At 71.0% G+C, this 19,147-nt stretch carries 20 protein-coding genes; 5 read left to right on the forward strand and 15 right to left on the reverse strand.

Annotated elements, in window-relative coordinates:
• Nucleotides 1-17 precede the first annotated feature (17 nt).
• The 3 genes from JHE00_RS06180 to JHE00_RS06190 are packed head-to-tail and all read right to left on the reverse strand — an operon-like array spanning nt 18 to nt 3,593.
• On the reverse strand, nt 18-2,195 hold the full coding sequence (locus JHE00_RS06180; RefSeq protein ID WP_200315555.1) for a xanthine dehydrogenase family protein molybdopterin-binding subunit: 2,178 nt from the start codon (nt 2,193-2,195) through the stop codon (nt 18-20).
• Nucleotides 2,192-3,154, reverse strand: a complete 963-nt coding sequence (locus JHE00_RS06185; protein WP_200315557.1) for an FAD binding domain-containing protein — start codon at nt 3,152-3,154, stop codon at nt 2,192-2,194. The genes JHE00_RS06180 and JHE00_RS06185 overlap by 4 nt, the downstream gene beginning before the upstream one ends.
• The gene (locus tag JHE00_RS06190) at nt 3,141-3,593 is read right to left on the reverse strand and encodes a (2Fe-2S)-binding protein (RefSeq protein ID WP_200315559.1); all 453 of its coding nucleotides are present in this window, start codon (nt 3,591-3,593) and stop codon (nt 3,141-3,143) included. The genes JHE00_RS06185 and JHE00_RS06190 overlap by 14 nt, the downstream gene beginning before the upstream one ends.
• A 139-nt stretch (nt 3,594-3,732) precedes the next feature.
• On the opposite strand from JHE00_RS06190, the gene JHE00_RS06195 reads away from it, so the two are divergent.
• A complete protein-coding gene (locus JHE00_RS06195) occupies nt 3,733-4,305 on the forward strand; it encodes a TetR/AcrR family transcriptional regulator (protein ID WP_200315561.1) in 573 nt (190 codons plus the stop codon).
• Between the two features lie 13 nt (nt 4,306-4,318).
• Here JHE00_RS06195 and JHE00_RS06200 read toward each other — a convergent pair whose 3' ends face one another.
• The 9 genes from JHE00_RS06200 to JHE00_RS06240 form a co-directional block, all read right to left on the reverse strand.
• Nucleotides 4,319-5,311, reverse strand: a complete 993-nt coding sequence (locus JHE00_RS06200) for a LacI family DNA-binding transcriptional regulator (RefSeq protein ID WP_200315563.1) — start codon at nt 5,309-5,311, stop codon at nt 4,319-4,321.
• Nucleotides 5,312-5,317: 6 nt separating this feature from the next.
• Complete coding sequence (locus JHE00_RS06205) at nt 5,318-6,661, reverse strand: MFS transporter (protein WP_200315565.1); 1,344 nt, start codon at nt 6,659-6,661, stop codon at nt 5,318-5,320.
• Nucleotides 6,662-6,673: 12 nt separating this feature from the next.
• Nucleotides 6,674-8,434: a gamma-glutamyltransferase gene (locus JHE00_RS06210; RefSeq protein ID WP_200315567.1), complete on the reverse strand. Its 1,761-nt coding sequence runs from the start codon at nt 8,432-8,434 to the stop codon at nt 6,674-6,676.
• A 113-nt stretch (nt 8,435-8,547) separates the two neighbouring features.
• Nucleotides 8,548-8,745, reverse strand: a complete 198-nt coding sequence (locus JHE00_RS06215; protein WP_200315569.1) for a hypothetical protein — start codon at nt 8,743-8,745, stop codon at nt 8,548-8,550.
• Nucleotides 8,746-8,810: 65 nt separating this feature from the next.
• The gene (locus JHE00_RS06220; protein ID WP_200315571.1) at nt 8,811-9,704 is read right to left on the reverse strand and encodes a GntR family transcriptional regulator; all 894 of its coding nucleotides are present in this window, start codon (nt 9,702-9,704) and stop codon (nt 8,811-8,813) included.
• Nucleotides 9,705-9,777: 73 nt separating this feature from the next.
• Entirely contained in the window at nt 9,778-10,116 is a 339-nt protein-coding gene (locus JHE00_RS06225; RefSeq protein ID WP_307831833.1) for an antibiotic biosynthesis monooxygenase family protein, read from the reverse strand.
• Nucleotides 10,113-10,553, reverse strand: coding sequence for a cupin domain-containing protein (locus JHE00_RS06230; protein ID WP_200315573.1), 441 nt, complete (start codon nt 10,551-10,553; stop codon nt 10,113-10,115). The genes JHE00_RS06225 and JHE00_RS06230 overlap by 4 nt, the downstream gene beginning before the upstream one ends.
• Nucleotides 10,553-11,926, reverse strand: coding sequence for an NAD-dependent succinate-semialdehyde dehydrogenase (locus JHE00_RS06235; protein WP_200315575.1), 1,374 nt, complete (start codon nt 11,924-11,926; stop codon nt 10,553-10,555). The genes JHE00_RS06230 and JHE00_RS06235 overlap by 1 nt, the downstream gene beginning before the upstream one ends.
• Before the next feature lie 139 nt (nt 11,927-12,065).
• Nucleotides 12,066-12,872 (reverse strand): alpha/beta fold hydrolase, encoded by an 807-nt coding sequence (locus JHE00_RS06240; RefSeq protein ID WP_307831834.1) that lies wholly within the window; start codon nt 12,870-12,872, stop codon nt 12,066-12,068.
• Nucleotides 12,873-13,029: 157 nt separating this feature from the next.
• Here JHE00_RS06240 and JHE00_RS06245 point away from each other — a divergent pair, with 157 nt between their 5' ends.
• Nucleotides 13,030-13,857 (forward strand): MEDS domain-containing protein, encoded by an 828-nt coding sequence (locus JHE00_RS06245; protein ID WP_200315579.1) that lies wholly within the window; start codon nt 13,030-13,032, stop codon nt 13,855-13,857.
• Here JHE00_RS06245 and JHE00_RS06250 read toward each other — a convergent pair.
• Nucleotides 13,832-14,191, reverse strand: a complete 360-nt coding sequence (locus tag JHE00_RS06250; RefSeq protein WP_200315581.1) for an STAS domain-containing protein — start codon at nt 14,189-14,191, stop codon at nt 13,832-13,834. The genes JHE00_RS06245 and JHE00_RS06250 overlap by 26 nt on opposite strands.
• A 181-nt stretch (nt 14,192-14,372) precedes the next feature.
• On the opposite strand from JHE00_RS06250, the gene JHE00_RS06255 reads away from it, so the two are divergent.
• A complete protein-coding gene (locus JHE00_RS06255) occupies nt 14,373-15,110 on the forward strand; it encodes a sigma-70 family RNA polymerase sigma factor (protein ID WP_200315583.1) in 738 nt (245 codons plus the stop codon).
• Nucleotides 15,111-15,147: 37 nt separating this feature from the next.
• The gene (locus JHE00_RS06260) at nt 15,148-15,894 is read left to right on the forward strand and encodes a DUF429 domain-containing protein (RefSeq protein WP_200315585.1); all 747 of its coding nucleotides are present in this window, start codon (nt 15,148-15,150) and stop codon (nt 15,892-15,894) included.
• Nucleotides 15,895-15,904: 10 nt separating this feature from the next.
• Here the strand turns inward: JHE00_RS06260 and JHE00_RS06265 are convergent, their stop codons facing one another.
• Together JHE00_RS06265 and JHE00_RS06270 are read right to left on the reverse strand one after the other, a co-directional pair.
• The gene (locus tag JHE00_RS06265) at nt 15,905-17,062 is read right to left on the reverse strand and encodes a CaiB/BaiF CoA transferase family protein (protein WP_200315587.1); all 1,158 of its coding nucleotides are present in this window, start codon (nt 17,060-17,062) and stop codon (nt 15,905-15,907) included.
• A 7-nt stretch (nt 17,063-17,069) separates the two neighbouring features.
• Complete coding sequence (locus tag JHE00_RS06270; RefSeq protein ID WP_200315589.1) at nt 17,070-18,236, reverse strand: acyl-CoA dehydrogenase family protein; 1,167 nt, start codon at nt 18,234-18,236, stop codon at nt 17,070-17,072.
• Between the two features lie 125 nt (nt 18,237-18,361).
• Here JHE00_RS06270 and JHE00_RS06275 point away from each other — a divergent pair, with 125 nt between their 5' ends.
• Nucleotides 18,362-19,087 (forward strand): IclR family transcriptional regulator, encoded by a 726-nt coding sequence (locus JHE00_RS06275; protein WP_200315591.1) that lies wholly within the window; start codon nt 18,362-18,364, stop codon nt 19,085-19,087.
• Nucleotides 19,088-19,147 lie beyond the last annotated feature (60 nt).

A 19,147-nucleotide genomic window follows, 5' to 3' on the forward strand; every position in this document is an offset into this window, starting at 1 on the left:
TCCCGCCCCGCTCCGGGTCACTCGTCCAGCAGGTCCTCGATCGCGATCGGGATGTTGCGCACGCGGGTTCCGGTGGCGTTGAAGACGGCGTTGGCGATCGCCGCCGCCACGCCGACGATGCCGATCTCGCCGACTCCGCGCGCTCCGACGGGATTGTGCAGTGTGTCCGGATACTGCACGAACTGGACATCGACGTCCGGGATGTCGGCGTTCACGGGAATCAGGTAGCTCGCGAAATCACCGTTGGCGAGCCTGCCGTCGGCCTCGATCTCCATGCCCTCGTGCAGTGCGGCCGAGACGCCCCAGATCATGCCGCCCATGAGCTGGCTGCGGGCGGGCTGCTCGTTGATGATCCGGCCGGCGTCGAACACCCCGAGCATCCGCGACACCCGGACCTCGCGGGTCCACCGGTGGACGCGGACCTCGCAGAACTGGGCGCCGAAGGAGCTGAACGAGTGCTTGGACATCTCCTCGCCGGGGGCCGACGAGCCGACCGCGGCGATGGAGGACCGGTCGACCGCGCGCAGCACCTCGCCGAACGTGAGGCTCCGGCCGTCGGTGGCCAGCACGCGCCCGTCGGCGTAGGACACCTCCGCGCCCTCGAACGGCGCACCGGGAGCGGCCGCCAGCGTCAGCAGCTCGTCGATCACCTCCGGCGCGGCGACCATGATGGCCGAGCCCGCGCTCGCCGTGGCCGTCGAACCACCGGACATGCCGCCCGACGGTAGCGCCGAGTCGCCGAGCCGGGGCGTGACGCGCTCGGGCGCGATGTCGAGCGAGTCGGCACCGATCAGGGACAGCACGCTCAGCAGGCCCGTGCCAGGGTCGGCGCCGCTCGTCGCGACCTCGGCCGTGTCGTCGGCGTTGAGCGTGACCCTGACCGACGCCGGGAAGCGCAGCGCGGGAAACATCGCGGTGGCCGTGCCGAGCCCGACGAGCCAGTCGCCGTCGACACGTCCGCCCTCGGAGCGCTGCGACCAGCCGAAGCGTTCCGCGCCGATGCCGAAGCACTCGTCGAGGTGCTTGCTCGACCACTGCAGGTCCTTGCCCGGCGGTGCCAGCGAGCTGTTGCGCCTGCGCAGCTCGATCGGGTCCATGCCCAGTTCCACGGCCAGCTCGTCGATCGCGCTCTCGAGTGCGAACGAGCCCGGCGCCTCGCCCGGCGCACGCATGAACGTGGTGGGCGGGATGTTGAGCGGCACCATCTTCTGGCTGATGACCATGTTCGGCGTCGTGTACCACTCGCGCGACGTGCTGTGCGAGGTCTGCTCGATGAACGCACGGCTCATCGGTGTGCTCGACCACGAGTCGTGGCGCAGCGCCACCAGCGTGCCGTCCTTCTCCGCGCCGAGCGCGAGGCGCTGCACGGTCGCCGCGCGGGTTCCGGTGGCGGTGAAGACCTGCTCGCGGGTGAGCGCTGCCTTGACCGGACGGCCGAGATCGCGCGCCGCGGCCGCGGCGAGGAACGCGGGCACCGAGGTCGCCCCCTTGCCACCGAACGCCCCGCCCACGAACGGGTTCACGGCGTGCACGGCGGACAGTGGTTCGGCCAGCGCCTGTGCCAGCGACGCCGCCTGCAGATCCGAACCCTGATTTCCACTGTAGACGGTGAGGGTGCCCGACTCCCACACCGCGACAGCGGAATGCGGTTCCATCGCGGCGTGGTTCTGCGGCGCGGTGGTGTAGGTCGCCTCGACCACCACGGGGCTCGCCGCCAGCGCGTCCTCGATGGACTCCACACCGCTGGCGAGCACCGTGACGGTGTGCGGCGAACCGTCCATGCTCGGCGGCGCGTCCTCGGCGGCCGCGAGACCGTCCTCGAGCGAGGTGAGCGGCGTCCGCTCCCGGTAGGAGACCTCGACGAGCGACGCCGCGTCCCGCGCCTGCTCGAAGGTCTCCGCCACGACGAAGCCGATCGGCTGGCCACGGTAGGCGACGTCGGTGTCCTGCAACGGCACCCACGTCGCGCCCATGATCGGGTTGTGGGGCGTGTGCAGCTCCAGCGACTCGAACGGCGTGTAGACGGCGAGCACGCCCGGCGCGTCGCGCACCGCGGTGACGTCCATGGCCGTGACCTCGCCGTGCGCGACGGTGCTCAGCACGACGTAGCCGAAGACCATGCCGGGCGGGTTGTGGTCCGAGCCGTACCTGGCTCGGCCGGTGACCTTGAGCGGGCTGTCCAACCTGGCGGTCATGCGCGATCCTCCTCCGTCACCTCGCGCAGCGCGCGGATGATGGTCCGCCGCAGCAGCGGCGCCTTGAATCCGTTGCCGGACAACGGCCGGGCGCCCTCGGTCGCCAGCGCCGCCGCGGCCTCGAACGTCTCCTGGGTCGGTGGCGCGCCGCGCAGGGCCTGCTCCACCGACGGCAGCCGCCACGGCACGGTGGCCACTCCCCCGGCCGCCACGCGCGCGTCGACGATCCGCGAGTCCTGGACGTCGAGCGCGACCGCCGCGGAGCAGAGCGCGAACTCGTAGGACTGCCGGTCGCGCACCTTGACGTAGGTCGAGCGGCTGGCCCAGTCCAGTCGGGGAACCAGGACCTCGCTGATCAGTTCCCCCTGCCGCAGGTCGGTCTCCACCTCCGGCGTGTCTGCCGGCATGCGGTAGAAGTCGGCCAGCGCGACGGTGCGCTCACCGTCGGAACCGACCAGCCGGACCCGCGCGTCGAGGGCGACGAGCGCGACGGCGAGGTCGCTCGCGTGGGTGGCCACACAGGATTCGCTCGTGCCCAGCACCGCGTGCATCCGGTTGGCGCCGGTGAGCGCCGGGCAGCCGCTGCCGGGCTCCCGCCTGTTGCAGGGCACGGAGACGTCGCGGAAGTAGCCGCACCGGGTGCGCTGCATCAGGTTCCCGCCGATGCTGGCCATGTTGCGCAGCTGCTGCGACGCGCTCAGCAGCAGTGCCCGCGAGATCACCGGGTAGGTGCCGGGGTGGGCGGCGACGTCGCTCATCCGCTCCAGCGCGCCGATCCGCAGGCCGTCGGTGGTGTCGATCCCCTGCAGCGGCAGGGTGTTGATGTCCAGGACCCGCTCCGGGGTCAGGACGTCGAGTTTCATCAGGTCGACGAGCGTGGTGCCGCCGGCCAGGAACGTGCCGGGCGAGGCGAGCGCCGCGTCGACGGTCTCCGGTGCGGTGAGCTCAAACGGACGCATCGGCCCCCCTCACCTGGTCGACGGCCGCGACGATGTTCGGGTAGGCCGAGCAGCGGCAGAGGTTGCCGGACATGAACTCCCGCACGTCGGGCACGTCCTGCTCGACGGCCGCGACCGCCGACATGATCTGGCCCGACGTGCAGAAGCCGCACTGCAGGGCGTCCTGGTCGACGAAGGCCTGCTGCACGGGGTGCAGGTCGTCGCCCGAGGCGAGGCCTTCCACGGTGGTCACCGGCTCGCGCACGGTGGCGGCCAGGGTGAGACACGCGAGCACCGGCCTGCCGCCGACGTGCACGGTGCACGCACCGCACTGCCCCCGGTCGCAGCCTTTCTTCGGGCCGGTGACGTCGAGCCGCTCGCGCAACGCGTCCAACAGGGTCACACCGGGCTCGACGGACAGTCGTTCGGATTTACCATTGATCTGGAGTGAGATGTCCACTGGCTCTCTTTCCTGCCACCCCTGTTGCCGAGGAACGGCCGGCGTCGGGGCGTCGTGGTGGGTTCGAGTGTGGGTGGCGCCACCACCGACGCTAGCGGATAATTATCCGCGCCGCAAAAACGAGCCGATGGAGAGGGAGATGACGACAGGACCGGTCAGCCACCGCCGCGCCGACACCCGGCGCAACCACGACCGCATCCTGGCCGTCGCCGCGGAGTCGGTCACCGCGGGCGAGCTGTCGTTCAACGCCATCGCGAAGAAGGCCGGCGTCGGCGTGGGCACCGTCTACCGTCACTTCCCCACTCACGAGTCGCTGGTCCTCGCCGTCTACGAGCGCGAGGTGTGCCAGCTCGTGGAGGTGGTACCCCAACTTCTCGAATCGCACACCCCGGAACAGGCCTTCCGTCTCTGGGCCACCGATCACGTCGCGCGCTACATGATGACCAAGCGCGGCCTCTCCGCCGCGCTGCAGGCCGCGAGCACGGCTGGCGACGGCGTGGCGGGCAACGCCTACCAGGCGATGCTCGACGCAGCCTCGACCCTGGTGCGCGCCAACATCGACGCAGGCACTGTCCGCCCCGACCTCGATCCGGAGACGGTCCTGCGAGCACTGGGCGGGCTGTTCTTCCTCGACCCGAACGGCGACTGGCGACGCGCCTCGTCGGAGCTCGCCGACCTGGTCTGGCGGGGAATCGCCATCGACGCGGGCTGACCGGCACCCCGCCTCAGGTCGAGCGCCGGTGGATCAGGTTCAGCGCGACCAGCGGATTGGTCTCCGGCGGCTGCTGGCCTGCGACCTGGCGTTCCAGCAGGTCCATCATCACCTCGGCGGTGCGGAGCGCGTCGATGCCCAGGCCCGTGATGGACGGGTTCTCCAGCTCGGCCAACGGCCCGTCGGTGGTGGTCGCGATCATGAGCTCGTCCGGAACGGCACGTCCCGCCGCCCGCGCGGCGGTCAGTGCGCCGACGGCGAAAACGCTCGATGTGGTGACCACCGCTTCGACCGGGTGCGGGCCGTCGAGCAGGCCGGACACCGTCTCGAACGCCGCGCTCTGCCCCCGCTCGTTGTCCGCGATCCGCACGAGCGAGCTGAGCCCGGCGGTGCGGATCACCGAGTCGTAGGTCGCGAGGATCGCGCGCCGGTACATGTTGTCGGTCTGCCCGGCGACCAGCGCGATCCGCGTCGCCGACCGGCCGATCATGTGCAGCAGCAGGTCCGCCACCGCCCGGTCGTAGTCGGCGCCCACCCACCACCGGAAACCGGGATCGCCGGGATCCTGGTCGTAGGAGACCACGGGCACGCTCTCCGCCCGCAGCCACCGCAGCGACTCGTCACGCCGGTTGGGATTCAACAGCAGGCAGCCGTCGAGCCGGGGGACGCTGCCCGCGATCTCCGCGACGTCACGGGCGTTGACCACGGAGTAACCACGCGTCATCGCCGCCATCGAGGCCCCACCGATCAGCTGGGAGAACGACGTGGTGCCGAAGCGGGACGCCGGAACGGCCTCCGGTGGCCGGAGGATCACCGCGACGGTCCTGCGTGCCTGCGAGTGCCGGAACCCGACCTCGAGTGCCGCCTGCCAGACGCGTTCCTTCGTCGTGGCGGAGACGGGACGACTGCCGGTGAAGCTGTGCGAGGCGGTGGTGATGGACACGCCTGCCCGCCTCGCCACGTCGGCGAGGCGGGCAGCGCCGCGCGCGCTATCCCGAGCGTCCATGGCCGATCACGATAGTGCCGCGTTCTCACCGTCCGGGTCGTCGACCTCGGCGGTCGAGAGGTGCGCCGTTTCGCGCAGCGCCAGCGAGCACCCGACGAGCACGAGCATGGCGAACGTGCCGTAGATCGCCACCGACACCGGGTTCTGGCCGGTCGCCACCAGCAGCGCCGTCGCGATGAACGACGCCGTGCCACCACCGATCGACGCGCCGATCTGGTAGGACGCCGACATTCCGCTGTAGCGCATCCTGGCGGGGTACTGCTCGGCGGTGAAGGCGGGGATCGGGCCCTGGGTCACGCCGGTGAGCAGGCCGACGAGCGAGAAACCGACCACCACCAGCGTGATGCTGTTCGAGTTCGCCAGCACGAAGAAGAGGAACAGGAACGCGCCCGACGCCACGCCACCGATCGCCATCACCGGACGCCTGCCGACCTTGTCGCTGACGAAGGCCCAGAACGGTGCGCTGACGAACAGCACGACCGAGTAGACGAGCTGGCTGACGAGCGACTCGGTCGTCCCGTAGCCGAGCATCGTCAAGTAGGACAACAGGAACGTGAACCCGATGTAGGCGAACGTGTTGTAGCCGTAGCTCACGCCAAGGCCGAGCAGCACCGTGCGCGGGCTGCGCCGCAGCGCCTCGACGATCGGGATGCGACGGGTGGTGCCGTCCTGTTCCCCGGCGGCCACCGTGTCGTCGGGCATCGTGAGCCGCGCCAGCATGGCGATGATGACCAGCGCGCCACCCAGCAGGAACGGGATCCGCCAGCCCCACGGCGTGAGCTGGTCGTCGAACGCCACGCTCGTGAGCGCGAAGGCCGCCACCCCGAGGAACGTGCCGAGGCCGATTCCCATGCTGGTGAAGCTGCCCCACAGACCACGGCGGTTCCCTGGTGCGTTCTCGATGCCGAACAACGCCGCGCCGCCCCATTCACCACCCGCGGCGAATCCCTGGATCAGCCGCAGGGCGACGAGCAGCACCGGGGCCCAGATGCCGATGGTGTTGAAATCGGGCAGCAGGCCGATCAGGAAAGTACTGACACCCATCGTGGACAGGGTGATGATCAGCATTTTCTTCCGGCCGACTTTGTCGCCGAAATGCCCGATGACGATTCCGCCCAGCGGGCGGGCGAGGAACCCGGTTCCGAACGCGGCGAAGGAGTACAGCGTGCCGACGAGTGGATCGGACGCGGGGAAGAACACGGTGTTGAACACCAGACCCGCGGCGAGGCCGTAGATCAGGAAATCGTAGTACTCGAGCGCTGTTCCCAGGCCGGAGATGAGGAAGGCGCGAAGTGCGCTGGTCCGGTCCGTCGCCGGTGCCGTCGTGAACTTCTCTGTTTCCGCGGTCACGGGTCGTACTCCCTACGCGCTGTGCGCAGTCGATGGGATGGCAGAACTGGTTCTTCCCGCCTCGGTGACCGACGCGATGTTCGGGCGCGCGAAGTCGATCGTGAAGGGCTCGTTGGAGGCCGCGACCAGTTCGGGGTCGAGGTCGCCGAGCGCGGACAGCGCCTCGGCGCGGTCCTCGTGCACGAGCAGTGGGTGACCGCTCGCGTCGAGCCGGGGCAGGCAGAGCGCCTCTCGCGGCGAGTGGCCGCCGTCGACGAGGTTGATGACGACCTGCGCGACGGCGCTGATGATGCGCCGTCCGCCCGAGGCTCCGACGGCGTGCCGGGCCGCGTCGCTCAGGACGAGGGCAGGCCCCATGTTGGCGAGCGGGCGCGCGCCGGGCGCGATGCTGTTGGCCGCGCCGGGAGCGGCGTTGAACCACGCCATCGCCGAGTCGAACAACAGCCCGGTGCGCGGGCACAGCACGGCGGAGCCGAAGTGGTTGGCCGCCGTGTGCGTGATGGCCACCGTCCGTCCGTCGCGGTCGGTCGCGGAGATGTGGGTGGTGCCCGAGGTCGGCGGCGTCGCGGTGGCGGGTGACCACTGTGGAGCGTCGCGGCCGTCGTCGTGCGGCCACGGGTCGTGCGCCGGGCTGCCCGCGTAGGTGAACCACGGGTGTCCCGACTCCCACCGGACGACGTTGTCGCCCTGCGCGCACAACGCGGCGAGGCGGGCGGCGTAGCCGTCGCTGAGCAGGCCGCGCGTCGGCACCGGCACCACGTCGGGATCGCCGAGCCAGTGGTAGCGGTCGGCGAAGGCGTGCCGGAGCACGAGTGCAAGGGCGCGGGTCGTCTCGGGACTCTCGTGCGAGGTGCGCGGGCGCGACTGCAGCGCCTCCCACGCGCGCAGGATCTGCAGTTCGGTCAGTCCACCGCCGGGCGCGGGCGGCACGGCGACGAGCGCACCCCGGTAGTCGATCGTCAGCGCGGGCCCGATCCGCGGGCCGGAGGCGGCCAGATCGGCCATCGTCAGCAGCCCGCCGCGCTCGCGCGAGGTCTCCACCAGGCGTTGCGCGATGGCGCCCTCGGTGAGTGCGGTCAGCGGCGAGCACGCGATCTCCTCGAGCGTGGCCGCCAGAACGGGCTGCCGCACGCTCTCGCGCTCGCCGAGGGAGGAGCCGTAGAAGGCGGGCGATGTCCGGCCGATCGGGAGTCCGTCGTCGGCCAGGAACGTCGTCCGCGTTCCCTCGTCGGCTCGCAGCCGCTCGAGATCGCTGAAGGCGTTGGTGAGAAACCACGTGTCGGCGGGAAAACCGTCGTGGGCCGCGTCGACGGCGGGCCCGCACACGGTGCGGCGGTCGAGCGCACCCCAGCGCTCGTGCGCGGTCAGCAGCCCGAGCAGGGTGCGCGGCACGCCCGCGGCGCGCGGACCGTCGACGTTGGCGTTGCCCAGCACGGGCGCGAGGCCCAGCACCGCCGGACCCGCCGCCGCGGGGTCGAGGTCGAACATCCGCGCGTCGGCGGCGAGCGGCGCCCGGGGACCGAACTCGACCGCCCGCGGGTCGGTGGCCCGGTCGGCGTAGAGCAGGAAGCCGCAGCCCGCGAGGGTCGTCTCGGTGGGCTCGACCACGCCCGCGACGAGCGCGGCCGCGACCGCCGCGTCGACGGCATTGCCCCCGCGCTCGAGCATCTCCAGCCCCGCGGTGACACTGCGCTCCCGAGGAGCCACGACCGAGCCGTGCTCGTGGTCCTGCTCGGCAGCGACCGGGATGTGTCCTAGTCGGTGTGATCCCACCCGTGCGCCTCTCTGTCCAGGCCTTTCGGCAACGACCTCAGGACGCTAGAAGCAGGTGCAAAACGACAACAAGCTAGTTTGCATATTTTGCGTGCGGGCGTGACGGGAGAGAGTCAGTCTCCGTCGGCGGGCTCGGTGTCGGACTGACGTCGCTTGTTCTCGTGGTACGCGCAGCTGAGCAGGCAAGCCGCCCCGAGTCCGATGTAGACATATCCATCGAGGAACCCGAGTCCGGCGAACCCGAGCGCCAGCCAGATCACGGACGCGACAGCAAGCGCGACGAGCCGGACACGACTGGGAAAGGTCCTCATGTCGCGAGCCTAGATCACCAGCGCGCGGCGTGACGATCGCTGCGATCGGCCCCGTGGAGCAGCGGCTACCCGTCGGTCTCGTGGTCCACGGTCACCTTCTCGGCACTGACCGTGCCGAGGTGACGCCGCATCGCATCCGACGCCTCGGCCCGGCGGCCGGCGAGGAGCAGGTCGGCGATCTCGACGTGCTCCCGGCAGCGGACGATCGCCCGGTCGCGGGCGAGTGAGCGTCGGTACTCGATCAGCCGCCGCAGCCGGTCGATGCGCTTGAGCGCGTCGATGAAGAAGGTGTTGCCGCTGCACTCCAGGATCGTCTCGTGAAAGGTGCTGTTGAGGTCGAACAGCTCCGCGTTGCCAATGGTCCAGATCTCGCCGTCGACGAGCCGCCGCTGCTGCTCGCGCACCTTCTCCACGGCCTCGCGGTCGAGGGCGAAGTCCGGTTCGAGCAGCGCGGCGGGCTCCACCACGAGCCGGAACCGGTAACTGTCCTCATAGGACTTCTGTGACGTGAGCATGGGCTGGAACTCCCAGCCGTAGCCGGGCAGCCGCTCGATCCAGCCCTCGGCGCTGATGCGGCGCAGGATCCGCGTGAGCTGGCCTGAGGTCAGGTTGTAGTCGCGGGCCAGCGCGTTCTCGGTCACCCGGTCTGCGAGCCTGCCGTCGAGACGGTCGGCGGCGATGCGGAGGTACAGCCGCTCGGTGTAGTCGGCGTCGGCGTCCGGTCGCGCGGGAGGAAGCTCGTCGGCGGTCCGCAGGACGGTGTAGCCGCCCGTGCCGGCGACACCCACGACGCCGTCGTCGGCGAGCAGGCGCAGGGCGCTGCGCACCGGCGAGCGGGACACGCGCAGCTGCTCCGCCAGCGTCCGCTCGACCAGCCTCGTGCCCGGCGGCACCCGCCGCTCGCGGATGTGGTCGACGATGCGTGCGGCGGTCTGGCGGGTCAGCGGGGTCGGCGCCACGGTCTGCGCGCCTCCTTCCGGTCGTCGCGGTGTGCGATCGACGTCGGCGACCAGACTACGACGCGCCCGCTCGTCACGGCCGGAGCACGTCGACCACGTGCTCCACCTCCGGCGGAGCGGCGAAGTACGGGCTCACGAGCTCCCGCCACCTGCTGAACGCCTCCGACTCGCGGAAGGAGACGGTGTGGTGCTCGATCGTCTCCCACTCCACGAGCAGGCGGTAGAGCCGCGGGACCTCGATGCTGCGGGTGAGCCGGATGGCGCGACACCCCGGAGCGGCGCGAAACAGCGGCGCGGCCTCGGCGACGGCCGACTCGAAGGCCAGCTCGTCGCCCGTCGTCACCCGCAGGTGCGCGATCTCGGTGACCATCGTCGTTCCCTTCTCCGCTTCGGCGGCCCGGTCGGTGCTCACTGGGTGTGGTGTTCGGCGTCGACGCGGTTGGTCACGCCGGTCTCGACGAGCGTGCGCGTGGCATCCACCGACGCGTAGGTCCACAGGATGCGCATCGGCACGGTGGCGGAGGCGTTGCGGAAGCGATGGGGCACCCCGGCCGGGACGTAGGTCGTGTCGAAGCGGGTGAGTTCGTACTCGGCGCCGTCGATCTCGGCGATCGCGTCGCCCTCGAGAATCACCACGCTCTCGGGACAGTTGTGGGTGTGCAACGGAATTCCGGCTTCGCCGTCGAACAGCGTCTGGCCGTTGAGGAACACCCGGGCGCCGCGGGCGCGGTTGACGAGCGGGATGGTGCTCGCTCCTCCACCGCGGGAGAACGCCTCCAGCTCGGCGGGGCGCAGCACCGCCGAGGGGAAGTCCGCGAAACAGGGTGCGTCGGTGTGCTGGTCGTCCATCAGGCACTCACCGGTCCAATCCACAGTGTCTTGACGTTGACGAACTCGCGGATGCCCTCCGCGCCGAGCTCCCGGCCGTAGCCGGACTTCTTGATGCCGCCGAAGGGCAGCCGGGGGTCGGAGGCGACGAGGCCGTTGACGAACACCGCGCCGGCGTCGATCGAGCCGGCCAGCTCTCTGGCGCGGTCGACGTCGTGGGTCCAGATCGCCGCGCCCAGGCCGAACTCCGTCTGGTTGGCCAGGGTCACCGCCTCCTCCGCGTCGCGGACCCTGGTGATGGCGGCGACCGGGCCGAAGGTCTCCTCCTCGAACGCGGCCATGCCGGGCGCCACGTGGTCGAGCACGGTCGGCGGGTAGAAGAAACCCGGCCCCTCCACCGGCTCGCCGCCCGTGAGCACCCGGGCGCCCGCCTCGACGCTGCGCCGCACCTGTGCGTGCAGCGCATCGCGCAGGTTCGCCCTGGCCATCGGGCCGATGCGGGTCGCGGGATCGCGGGGATCTCCGACCTTCAGCGCGGCGGCGGCCTCGGTGAAGGCCGCGACGAACTCGTCGGCCACCGGCTCCTCGACGAGAAAGCGCTTGGCGTTGACGCAGCTCTGCCCGACGTTGGTGAACCGTGCCCTGACCGCGGTCTCGGCCGCGGCCGCCAGGTCGGCGTCGGCCAGCACGATGAACGGGTCGGACCCGCCGAGCTCGAGCACCTGCTTCTTCAGGTGCGAGCCCGCCTGGGCCGCGACGAGTGCGCCGACCTCGGTGGAGCCGGTGAGCGTGACGGCGGCGATCCGGTCGTCGGCGATGAGCCGCTCCACCGCGGGCACCTCGACGAGCAGGGTCCGGGCGAGCCCGTCCGGCGCCCCGGCGGCCCGCACGATGTCCTCCACCGCTAGTGCGCACTGCGCGACGTTGTTGGCGTGCTTGAGGATCGTCCCGTTGCCGGCCGCCAGCGCGGGAGCGGCGAACCGGAAGAACTGCCAGAAGGGGTAGTTCCACGGCATGATCGCGAGCACGACCCCGAGCGGGTCGTGGACGATGGCGGACTCCGCGGCGTTGGACTCCACCGGGCGCGCGGCCAGGTATGCCGGAGCGTGCTCGGCGTAGTGCTCGCACGTGACCGCGCACTTCTCGATCTCGGCTTCGGCCTCGGTGATCGGCTTGCCCATCTCGGCGGTGATCAGCCGCGCGTAGGTGTCCTTACCCGCCCGCAGAACCCGCGCGATGCGGCTGAGCAGCTCCACGCGTTCGGCGACGGGCCGGGTGCGCCACTTCCGCTGCGCGGCGGCCGCGCCGTCGAGTGCCGCGTCCACTTCGGACTCGGTGTGCGGCGTGAACCGGGCGAGTTCGGCCTCGGTGGCCGGGTCGATCGAGACGATCATCGGGATTGTCGTTCCTTTCCTCGACGGGCGACGTGGGGCCGACCGTCGAGAACACTAGAACGACGGTTGGTATTTTGCAATTGTGATGTACCAAACGTCGCGGCGGCCCGCGAGTGCCGTCCGGCGTCGCTCTCTGGCCTCATCCACTGCCGCGCTCCCCCGCGCGAACGCGCGACACCACGTCACGCACGACGGCGAGGGTGTCGTCGGGGTGGTCGAGATGCACGCTGTGGGTCGCGCCGGGCCAGCACACGAGCGGCGCACCGAACGCGTAGGCGAGCCGGGCGTGAGCGCGTCGGATCGCGTCGCCCGGTTTCCGGTCCGCGGTCACCACCGCCGAGGGCAGCCGCGGCAGGTCCTGTTCGCTGAACCCGGCCGAGAGCCGCCCGATCCCGCGCACCGACCGGGCCAGCGTCGGGATGTCGGTGTCGGCGATCCTGGCGTGCGCGGCGGCGCAGTCCGGCCGTAGGTCGCTACGCCGCAGGGTGCGCGACATGGAGCCGCGCACCGCGGCGGAGAACGCCCGGCGCAGGCCCGGCGCGCCGGCGAGCGGGCCGACCACCCGCATCACCCGCTCGAGACGCGCGCACGCGCGGGGGTCGTTGATCGGCGTGGCATCGAGCAGCACCACGCCCGCGACCTTGTCCGGATGGTCGCGGGCGAGCAGTGCGGCCACCGCTCCCCCGAGGCTCTGCCCGACCGCCACGACCGGCCCGCAGTCCAGCCGCTCGATCAGCGCGTCCAGGTGGGCGGCGGCGTCGGCCAGCGAGCCTTCCTCCGCAGAGCTGCCGGTGCCGGGCCGGTCGTGCACGATGACGCGGCAGCCGGGATCGGCGAGCAGCCCCTCCGAGAGTCCGGGAAAAAAGCCCTCGCAGGACTCGGCCCCGCCTGGCAGCAGCAGGACGGCCTGCCCGGAGTCGCCGTCGATCCTCACCCCGTCGATCACCACACGTGCTCCTCAGTCCGTTGTCCGAAGTGGAGGTGGTTACACCATCGTCAATGTTTCCGGATCAGGGTGTGGACCGCACTCAGACAGGGAACATCAATTTCATGAACCGGTACATTCTCGATCCGGCGCACCGGCGCGGCCCGCCGGCGGCCGGATGACCACGGGACCCGACGACGCGGGACTTCGGCACCAGGCCGCGTTGTTCGCCTCCGACGCCGAGTTCCTGGAACTGGTACTGCCGTTCCTGCGAGACGGGCACGAGGCGGGTGAGCCGACGGTCGTCGCGCTCGACGAGGAGCGGACCGGCCTGGTCGAGGCCGCCTTGGGTACCGGCCTCGACGTGACCTTCCTCGAGAGCGCCACGCGGTACTCGGGTCCCGCGCACACGGTCGACGCGTACCGGAAGATGTTCGCGTCCTATCTGGAGGAGGACACGGAGCGGGTCCGGCTGGTCGGTGGCATTCCCCTGAGTCCGTGGACCAGAACTGGCCCTGGTGGGCGCACTACGAAGCGCCAACTCCGAGTTCCAGGGCCCGGCGGAGTTCCTGGCCAGGCCCGCGGGCGGCGTGGACGCCCTCGAAACACGCACGCCCGACGTCGAACTGGTCGATCCGCGGCCGAGGGACGCCCGCCGCGCGGCGCGGAGCCTCGGCGGGACCACCCGGCGCCCGGAGGACCGGGTCGCGGATTTCGTCTACGCGGTGAGCGAGACGGTCACGAACGCGATCGTCCACGGCCGCTCGCCCGCTCGCGGCTCTGGGCGGCGCCCGAACGTCTGGTGGCGACCGTCAGCGACCGCGGCCACGGACCCGGCGATCCCGTCGTGGGGCTGCTGCCCGTCGCGGACAGTCCCTCGGGAGGCGTGGGCCTGTGGCTGGTGCACCAGATCTGCGACCACGTGACCCTCGGCCGCGACGACGACGGTTTCACCGTCCGCATGATCGTGGGCACCCGCGTCACGCGCTGGGGCAGCTCGTCGTGACGTCGATGACGGGCATGCCGTCGACCTGACACAACCCCAGGGTGCGGTTGACGACCCGGCCTGCCAGCACCCGCAGCGGAACGGACCGCTCCAGGCAGCGGCGCCTGCAGTCCAGCAGCACGTCGATCCCGACGGCGCCGAAGAACCGGACCTCCCGCAGGTCGACGACGAGCCGGCCGGGAGACCGGGCCAGCGCCGATCCGAGCTGGGCCTGCAGGGCGGGCGCCGAGCTCACGTCGACCTCGCCCTCGACCCGCACGACCACTCCCGCGTACTCGCGCCGCCTCGTGATGGCCAGCAACGGGTCGTGCGGGCGGTGGTCCTGCTCGAACATGCCGGATCCTTCCCTGTGCGCGCGGACGAGGGCTTGTCGCCTACCCGTACCGCTCCGCGAGGAAACTCCCCCGCGGGAGAAACCGGGCCGTCGCTGCTCACGGAGCTGCAACGGTTCTGTATCCAGTAGACACAATGCCCGGAAACCGGTTGCGGCCTCTCGAACCGGGGTAGCCCCTCCCATGAAAAATTCAATTCGCGCGCCCGCCCGGGCACAACCCGCAGCGGGCCGGTACACCCCCGAACCCCTCGACCGGCGCGACGACATCGTCGCGCGGTATCTGCCGCTCGCCGACCAGCTGGCCCGCCGGTTCGCTGGACGAAGCGAGCCCTACGAAGACCTCCAGCAGGCCGCCCGTCTGGGCCTGGTGCGGGCCGCGAGCCGCTACGACGGCACGCGCAGCTTTCCCAAGTTCGCCATCCCCACCATCCTCGGCGAGCTACGACACCACTTCCGCGACTGCACCTGGCCGGTGCACGTCCCACGCCGGGTCCAGGAGCTGGGCCTCGCGCTGAACAGGACCACCGACGACATCACCGTGAAGGAGGGCCACTCGCCCACTCGCGGTGAGCTCGCCACCGCCCTGCGGGTCACCCCTCGCGACATCGACGACGCCCAGCGTGCGATCAACGGCCGCTGGACCTCCTCCATCGACAGGGATGACGCGTCCGACGCCCCCGCGGAACCGGCCTCCGAGGTCCCCCAGCAGACCGACCAGACGGAACCGGTGGCCGACCACCTCACTCTGGCCACGTTGTTCGCGCAGCTTCCCGAACGACACCAACGGGTACTCCGGCTGCGGTTCTACGCGAACATGACCCAGCGCGAGATCGCGCACGACGTCGGCGTGTCGCAGATGCACGTCTCCCGCCTGATCCACTCGGCCCTGCATACACTTCGCGACGGCATCGAACCCTGAGCAGCGGGGACGATCCGCGGTCAGGAGGTGGGGCCCGGTGCGGACCGTCGGCGTCGACCTGGCGGCGGAACCGGCGTCCACGGCGGTCGCCGTCCTCGACTGGCGGCAGGGCGCGGCCATAGTCACCGACATCGCGTTTCCCGCCGACGACGACGCGGTGCTGCGACTCTGTGAGCACGCCGACAAGGTGGGCATCGACTGCCCGCTGGGCTGGCCGGACTCGTTCGTCGAGTTCGTCCGCGCCCAGCGAGACACCCCGCTGGAACTCGCGACCGAGCAACCGGGGCCGGCCTGGCGCCGGTCGCTGGCCTACCGGTGGACCGACGAGCGCGTCCGCGCGGTGACGGGACTGATCCCGCTCAGCGTGGCGACCGACCGCATCGGACTGACCGCCATGCGTGCCGTGCGCCTGCAGTCACTGCTCGCCCGGCAGGGCCACGACATCGACCGCACGGGGGCGGGTCTGCTCGTGGAGGTGTACCCGGCCGCGGGACTCAAGCGCTGGAGCCTGACCCATCGCCGGTACAAGGGAGGCAAGCACCTCGCCGCCCGAACAGCTCTGATCGGCGACCTGTGCGCGGCCGCCCCGTGGCTCGACCTCGCCGATGCTGGGGAACTCTGCCTGCGGCAGGACCACGTGCTGGACGCCGTGATCGCCGCGTTGCTCGCCCGCGCCGCCGCACTGGGCCACACGCTGGGACCCACCCCGGCCGAGGCGGAGGCGGCGCGGACGGAGGGCTGGATCGCGCTGCCGACGTGTTCGCTCGCCGACCTGCCCTCGTGAGGCCGCGGGTTCAGCCCTCGCTGTCGCCGCGTCCGAGTTCGGCGAGGACCTCGTGGGTGTCCGCGCCGTGGTCTCGTGGCGCCGTGCGGACGCTGCCCGGCGTGCGGGCGAGTTTGATCGGAATGCCGATTCCGCGGTAGCCGTCGAGTTCGACGACCATCTCGCGGTGGAGCACCTGCGGATCGGTCAGTGTCTCGCCGACATCGTGCACGGGTGAGGACGGCACTCCGCGCTCGAGCAGCCTGGCGCCGAGGTCCTCGCGCTCGTGCTCGGCCAGCAGCGCCCCGATGATCGCGCTCAGCTCGCCCCGGTTGATCACGCGGTCGGCGTTGGTGGCGAAGCGGACGTCGTCGGCGAGCGCGGGCCGGCCGAGAACCTCGACGAGGCAACGGAACTGACGGTCGTTGCCCACCCCGAGGAAGAGCGGGCCGTTGCTGGTGGCGAAGGTGTCGTAGGGCGCGATGGTCGGATGCGCGGAGCCGCTGCGCGCGGGAACGCGCCCGTTCGCGAACCAGGTCGCCGAATGCGGGTGCAGCAACGTGACGGCGGTGTCGAGCAATGTGTTGTCGACCAGTTGGCCACGTCCGGACCGGTGCCGCTCGTTCAGTGCGAGCAGGATTCCCGAGAACGACAGGATTCCCGTCACCATGTCGACAACGGGCACGCCGACGCGCACCGCGGGCCGGTCGGCTTCACCGTTGATGCTCATGAGTCCCGCGTAGGCCTGCAGGATCGCGTCGTAGCCCGGCGCCGAGCCCTTGGGTCCGTCCACTCCGAACCCGGTGATGCGGGCGTGGACGAGCCGGGGATAACGCTCGCGAAGGGTGTCGTCGTCGAAGCCCCACTTCGCCAGCGTGCCCGCCTTGAAGTTCTCGACGAGCACGTCGGCCGTCTCCAGCAGCCGGGTGAGTGCGGCCTGCCCCTCCGGCGAGGCGAGGTCGAGCGCGATGTTGCGCTTGTTGCGGTTGAGGCCGGTGAAGTAGGCGCTGGTTCCGGGACGCACGAAGGGCGGCCCCCAGCCACGGGTCTCGTCGCCGGCGGGCGGTTCCACCTTGATCACGTCGGCGCCGTGGTCGGCCATCATCTGAGTACACAGTGGACCCGCGAGCACGCGGGAGAGATCGACGACCCTGATTCCGGCCAGCGATCCTTCGGCGGTCGGCAACATTCGCTCCTCAGTACGACTTCGGCAGGCCGAGCACGTGCTGCGACACGTAGTTCAGCACCATCTCCTGGCTGACCGGGGCCAGCCGGAGGATCCGCGACTCCCGGAAGTAGCGCTCGACGTGATATTCCTTCGCGTAACCCATCCCGCCGTGGGTCTGCACCGCCTGGTCGGCCGCGGCGAACCCGGCGTCGGCGCAGAGGAACTTCGCCATGTTGGCCTCCCGCCCGCAGGAGAGGCCGTTGTCGTAGCGCCACGCGGCGTTGCGGGCCATGAGCTCTGCCGCGTCCAGCCGGGTCGCGGCCTCGGCGAGCGGGAACGCGACTCCCTGGTTCTGCCCGATCGGACGGTCGAACACGACACGGTCGTTCGCGTAGCGCACCGCCCGGCGCAACGCCGCCCTGCCGATCCCGAGCGCCTCGTGCGCGAGCAGGATCCGTTCGGGGTTGAGCCCGTCGAGCAGGTACGTGAAGCCCTTGCCCTCCTCGCCGACCCTGGCCGAGGCCGGGACGCGCAGCTCGTCGATGAAGACCTCGTAGGAGGGCACCGCGTTGCGGCCGAGCTTCGGGATGGGTCGCAGCTGCACCGCGTCGGACTCGATGTCGATCAGGAACAGCGACATCCCGTCGGTCGGCTTGCGCACCTCGGCGCGGGGTGTGGTCCTGGCGATCAGCACCATCTTCTGGGACTGGCCCGCCTTGGTGATCCACACCTTGCGGCCGTTGAGCACGTAGTCGGAGCCGTCCCGGCGGGCGAAGGTGCTGATGCGCGTGGTGTCGGTGCCCGCGTCGGGCTCGGTGACCCCGAAACAGACGTGCAGGCTGCCGTCCGCGGCGCGCGGCAGGACCTCCTCGCGCAGCTCGGCGCTGCCGTGTTTGACGATGGTGTTGAGGCCGAAGATCGTCAGGTGCATCGTGCTGCACCCGTTCATGCCCGCGCCGGAGGAGGCCACCTCCTCCAGCAGCAACGACGCCTCCAGCAGGCCCAGTCCCCCGCCGCCGTAGGCCTCGGGGATCGCGATGCCCAGCCAGCCGCCGTCGGCGAAGGCACGGTAGAAGTCCCAGGGGAACTCGCCCCGGTCGTCGCGCTCGGCCCAGTACTCGTCGCCGAACCTGGCGGCGAGGTCCCGCGCGGCCTGGCGCAGGTGCCGCTGGTCGTCAGTCAGCTCGAAGTGCACGATGTCCCAACGTCCCTATATAAGAACTAGTAAACCTATATAGGAACGTATGGCGTGCCGGGCCGCCCTGTCAACCGCGACCGCGACGGCTATCGTTCGTACATACGAACGCGTCGGGAGTGGACATGACCGAATCAGTCGCCAAGTCGCACCGCACGGTCAGCCGGGTGACCGCGATCCTCGAACTGGCGGCGGCGCAGCCCGGAGTCCGGCTCGGCACACTCGCCTCGGCGCTCGACGCCCCGAAGTCGTCGGTGTTCGGACTGGTCAAGGGCCTGGTGTCGACCGGCTACCTGGTGGAGGACAACGGCGGCTTCCACCTGGGACCCGCACTGGGGAACCTGCTCACCGCAGAGCGGCCCAACCTCGCCGACGCGGCCCGCCCGACGCTCGAGGACCTGCGCGACACCTTCGACGAGACGGCCATGCTCGGCACCAGCGTCGGCGACTCCGTCGTCTACGTCGCGGTCGCCGAGTCGCACCAGCTGATCCGCTATTCGCCGCCGCTGCGCCACCGCCGCCCCCTGTACCCGCCGAGCGCGGGCAAGGTGCTGCTGTCGCACTGGAACCCGCGCCAGCGCGAGAACTACCTGCGCTCGATTCTCGACGACCCGGCCGCGATCGAGCAGGCGACCGCGGAACTCGAGCGCGTGCGCACCGAGGGCGTCGCACTCAACCGCGGTGAGACGCTGCCGGAGATCAGCGCCACCGCGCGGCCCATCGTGGTGCGTGATCGCACCATCGCCGCCATCGCGGTCGCGGGCCCGACGCCGCGCATCGCCGACCGGCTGCCCGAGATCGCCGAGGCGCTGATCGAGGCGACCAGGACCGTGGCCGCCAGGCTGGCCTGAGCCCCGCGCACCGCCGCACCACCCCGCCACACCCGCCGTTGACAGTGCGGCGCGTCACTC

It is taken from the genome of Prauserella cavernicola (assembly GCF_016595675.1).
Classification (GTDB): Bacteria; Actinomycetota; Actinomycetes; order Mycobacteriales; family Pseudonocardiaceae; genus Prauserella_A; species Prauserella_A cavernicola.

Excerpts from the sequence above, each read along its gene's own strand:
- JHE00_RS06250 (WP_200315581.1), bottom strand. The coding sequence starts at position 14,191 with ATGTTCGAGCAGGACCACCGCCCGCACGACCCGTTGCTGGCCATCACG.
- JHE00_RS06245 (WP_200315579.1), top strand. The coding sequence starts at position 13,030 with ATGACCACGGGACCCGACGACGCGGGACTTCGGCACCAGGCCGCGTTG.
- JHE00_RS06180 (WP_200315555.1), bottom strand. The coding sequence starts at position 2,195 with ATGACCGCCAGGTTGGACAGCCCGCTCAAGGTCACCGGCCGAGCCAGG.
- JHE00_RS06275 (WP_200315591.1), top strand. The coding sequence starts at position 18,362 with ATGACCGAATCAGTCGCCAAGTCGCACCGCACGGTCAGCCGGGTGACC.
- JHE00_RS06235 (WP_200315575.1), bottom strand. The coding sequence starts at position 11,926 with ATGATCGTCTCGATCGACCCGGCCACCGAGGCCGAACTCGCCCGGTTC.
- JHE00_RS06265 (WP_200315587.1), bottom strand. The coding sequence starts at position 17,062 with ATGTTGCCGACCGCCGAAGGATCGCTGGCCGGAATCAGGGTCGTCGAT.
- JHE00_RS06200 (WP_200315563.1), bottom strand. The coding sequence starts at position 5,311 with ATGGACGCTCGGGATAGCGCGCGCGGCGCTGCCCGCCTCGCCGACGTG.
- JHE00_RS06195 (WP_200315561.1), top strand. The coding sequence starts at position 3,733 with ATGACGACAGGACCGGTCAGCCACCGCCGCGCCGACACCCGGCGCAAC.
- JHE00_RS06215 (WP_200315569.1), bottom strand. The coding sequence starts at position 8,745 with ATGAGGACCTTTCCCAGTCGTGTCCGGCTCGTCGCGCTTGCTGTCGCG.
- JHE00_RS06230 (WP_200315573.1), bottom strand. The coding sequence starts at position 10,553 with ATGGACGACCAGCACACCGACGCACCCTGTTTCGCGGACTTCCCCTCG.
- JHE00_RS06255 (WP_200315583.1), top strand. The coding sequence starts at position 14,373 with ATGAAAAATTCAATTCGCGCGCCCGCCCGGGCACAACCCGCAGCGGGC.
- JHE00_RS06185 (WP_200315557.1), bottom strand. The coding sequence starts at position 3,154 with ATGCGTCCGTTTGAGCTCACCGCACCGGAGACCGTCGACGCGGCGCTC.